Below are 2,472 nucleotides of genomic sequence, written 5' to 3'. Positions count from 1 at the left end.
CTGCTGCTCGGCGTCGACGGCCTCACGGGAGAGGATGGCCTCGACCCGCTCGGCGTCGTGTTCGCGCTCATCGCCGCAGGGTTCTGGGCGCTGTACATCCGCATGAGCGCCCGTGTCGGCGCGCTGATCCCGGGCGCTGACGGACTGGCCGTGGGGCTCGTGGTGGCGGCGATCGTGCTGCTGCCGGTCGGCGTGCCCGCGGCGACGACCGTGGCCGGTGACATGCAGCTGCTCGTGCTGGCGGCGGTCACCGCGGTGCTGTCGTCGGTCATCCCGTACAGCTTCGAGCTGGCCGCGCTGCGACGCCTGCCGCAGCGGGTGTTCGGCGTGCTGCTCAGCCTCGAGCCGGCCTTCGCGACGCTCGCCGGCTGGCTCATCCTCGCGCAGGACGCGACGGTGCTGAAGGTGCTCGCGATCGCCCTCGTGATCGCCGCCAGTGTGGGAACGACGCTCGGTGCGCGGCGTCAGCAGCGGCGCGCGGAGGCCGGCGCCGCGGCATCCGGTCGTGGGGATGTCGACCGGGACCACCCCCGGTTCGACGACGAGCCCGGGCCGTTCACAGGCCCTCTTCCGCTGCCCGACTGACCACCACCGAAGGACACCCGGCATGCTCAGCCACGACCCGCGCGGCGCGACTGCTCCGTCTTCGCCGGGGTCTTCGCCGGCGTGACCTCGGGCAGCGGATAGCGGCGGCGCAGCAGCATCCGCTGCACCAGCGTCCAGACGACCGTGACCGTCAGGTACAGCGCTGCCGCGAGCGGCACGAATGCGGCGAACACGACGGTCAGGTAGTGCAGCGCCCCCGCGACCCGGAGCATCGCGGGGGAGGAGAGCGGCGAGTCCTCGGCGCCCTCGGGCACAGGAGCCGGGCGGAACACCCGGCGGCTGATGTCGGCGACCACGAGCATGATGACCGCGAGCGCTCCGAACACCAGCAGCGTCGCCGGCGAGGCCGTGCCACCGAAGACCGCCGCCACGAAGCTCGTGCCGAGCGGGGCGCCGAACAGGTCGTGCGTGAGCAGGTCGTTCGGGTGCCCGGCGATCTCGGGGCGCAGGAACAGCGTGTACAGCAGGCCGACGACGGGCGCCTGCGCGAGCACCGGCAGCATGCCGGCGAACGGCGAGGTGTTCTCGCGGCGGTAGAGCTCGAGCATCTCCTTCTGCAGGCGCTCGGGGTTCTTCCTGTGTCGGCGCTGGATCTCGCGCAGTCGAGGTGCGAGCCGCGCTCTGGTCTGCTCCGCTCGGGCCTGGGAGACGCCCACGGGGATCAGCAGCGCGCGCACCAGCAGCGTGACGAGGATGACGGCGAGGGCTGCGGCGGATGCCCCGGCGAGGGGTTCGAGAAGCGAGGAGAGACCGGCGAGGGCTCCGTAGGCCGCATCGAGCAGGGCGGCGAGAGGGGGGAAGGCGAAGATGTCCATGGAAGTCCGTTCGTGTGTCGGGAAGGGTCGGCGAAGCCGCGCGATCCCGTACGAGACGGACTACGCGGCGACGGCGACTCCCGGCGCACGAGGACGCGGATGCCCCGCGGCATCCGGATCGCTCTGTGCGAGCCGAGTCGAGACATCGATCGCCCGCAGCGGATGCGGGGCTGTGCCGCCTCGGAGAGGGACGAGGCTCAGCGCCACGGCGATCGTCAGGGTGGTGAGGGCGATCAGCGCGATCGCGACACCGAGGGCGGCCGCATCGGGCACGGCGATCACGCCGAGCGCGGACGCGACGAAGCCGAGCATCTGACCGAACCACTCGCTCATGCGCGCCTCCCTCATCGCGAGGGTAGCACCGTCGCGCGGGCGTAATCTCGGAGCATGACTGATCTGCGTGCGCTTCTCGGCATCGAGCATCCGATCGTCCTCGGCCCGTTCGGCGGGCTCTCGTCCGTGGCGCTGGCCGCCGCGGTGAGCGAGGCCGGCGGCCTCGGCGGGTACGGTCTGTACGGCTACGACGGTGACCGCATCCGATCGACCGTCGCTGAGCTGCGGCAGGCGACCGCGCGCCCGTTCGCCGTGAACATCTGGATCCCCACCGGCGATGAGGTCGAGCCGAACGCCCAGCACACCGTGTTCGCGCAGGCGCTGCAGCCGTTCTACGACGCGGTCGGCGTCGCGGTGCCCGAGCGGCCCGCACGGTACCTGCCGCCGCTCGATGAGCAGCTCGACGCGATCTGGGACTCCGCGCCACCGGTGCTGAGCGTCGTCTTCGGGGTGCCCTCGGACGAGGTCATCGCCGAGGCGCATCGCCGTGGCATCCGTGTCTTCGGCACCGCCACGACCGTCGCCGAGGCGGTGGCGCTCGCGGACGCCGGGGTCGATGCCGTCGTCGCGACCGGGCTCGAAGCCGGCGGGCACCGGGTGTCGTTCCTGCGACCCGCCGAGGAGTCGCTCATCGGCACGTTCGCGCTCGTGCCGCAGGTGGTCGACGCGATCGACGTCCCGGTGATCGCTGCGGGCGGCATCGCCGATCGTCGCGGGG

Annotated in this window: 4 protein-coding genes; 2 read left to right on the top strand and 2 right to left on the bottom strand. The window is 72.3% G+C overall.

What is annotated here, in order from left to right:
* The coding region (locus RTM68_RS18295) for an EamA family transporter (RefSeq protein ID WP_312173720.1) at positions 1-585 on the top strand (585 nt) is incomplete at its 5' end.
* A 26-nt stretch (positions 586-611) separates the two neighbouring features.
* On the opposite strand, the gene RTM68_RS18290 is transcribed toward RTM68_RS18295, so the two are convergent.
* Both RTM68_RS18290 and RTM68_RS18285 read right to left on the bottom strand, forming a co-directional pair.
* On the bottom strand, positions 612-1,421 hold the full coding sequence (locus tag RTM68_RS18290) for a membrane protein insertase YidC (protein ID WP_312173718.1): 810 nt from the start codon (positions 1,419-1,421) through the stop codon (positions 612-614).
* A 60-nt stretch (positions 1,422-1,481) separates the two neighbouring features.
* On the bottom strand, positions 1,482-1,754 hold the full coding sequence (locus RTM68_RS18285) for a DUF6412 domain-containing protein (RefSeq protein ID WP_312173716.1): 273 nt from the start codon (positions 1,752-1,754) through the stop codon (positions 1,482-1,484).
* A 54-nt stretch (positions 1,755-1,808) separates the two neighbouring features.
* Between RTM68_RS18285 and RTM68_RS18280 the strand changes: the two genes are divergently transcribed.
* On the top strand, positions 1,809-2,472 hold a 664-nt coding region (locus RTM68_RS18280), incomplete at its 3' end, for a nitronate monooxygenase (RefSeq protein WP_312173714.1).

Origin of the sequence: Microbacterium sp. (assembly GCF_031988965.1) — a bacterium.
GTDB lineage: Bacteria > Actinomycetota > Actinomycetes > Actinomycetales > Microbacteriaceae > Microbacterium.
The sequence above is the reverse complement of the archived record's forward strand: the minus strand, read 5'-3'. Positions and strand labels throughout refer to the sequence as shown.

Excerpts from the sequence above, each read along its gene's own strand:
- RTM68_RS18290 (WP_312173718.1), bottom strand. The coding sequence starts at position 1,421 with ATGGACATCTTCGCCTTCCCCCCTCTCGCCGCCCTGCTCGATGCGGCC.
- RTM68_RS18285 (WP_312173716.1), bottom strand. The coding sequence starts at position 1,754 with ATGAGCGAGTGGTTCGGTCAGATGCTCGGCTTCGTCGCGTCCGCGCTC.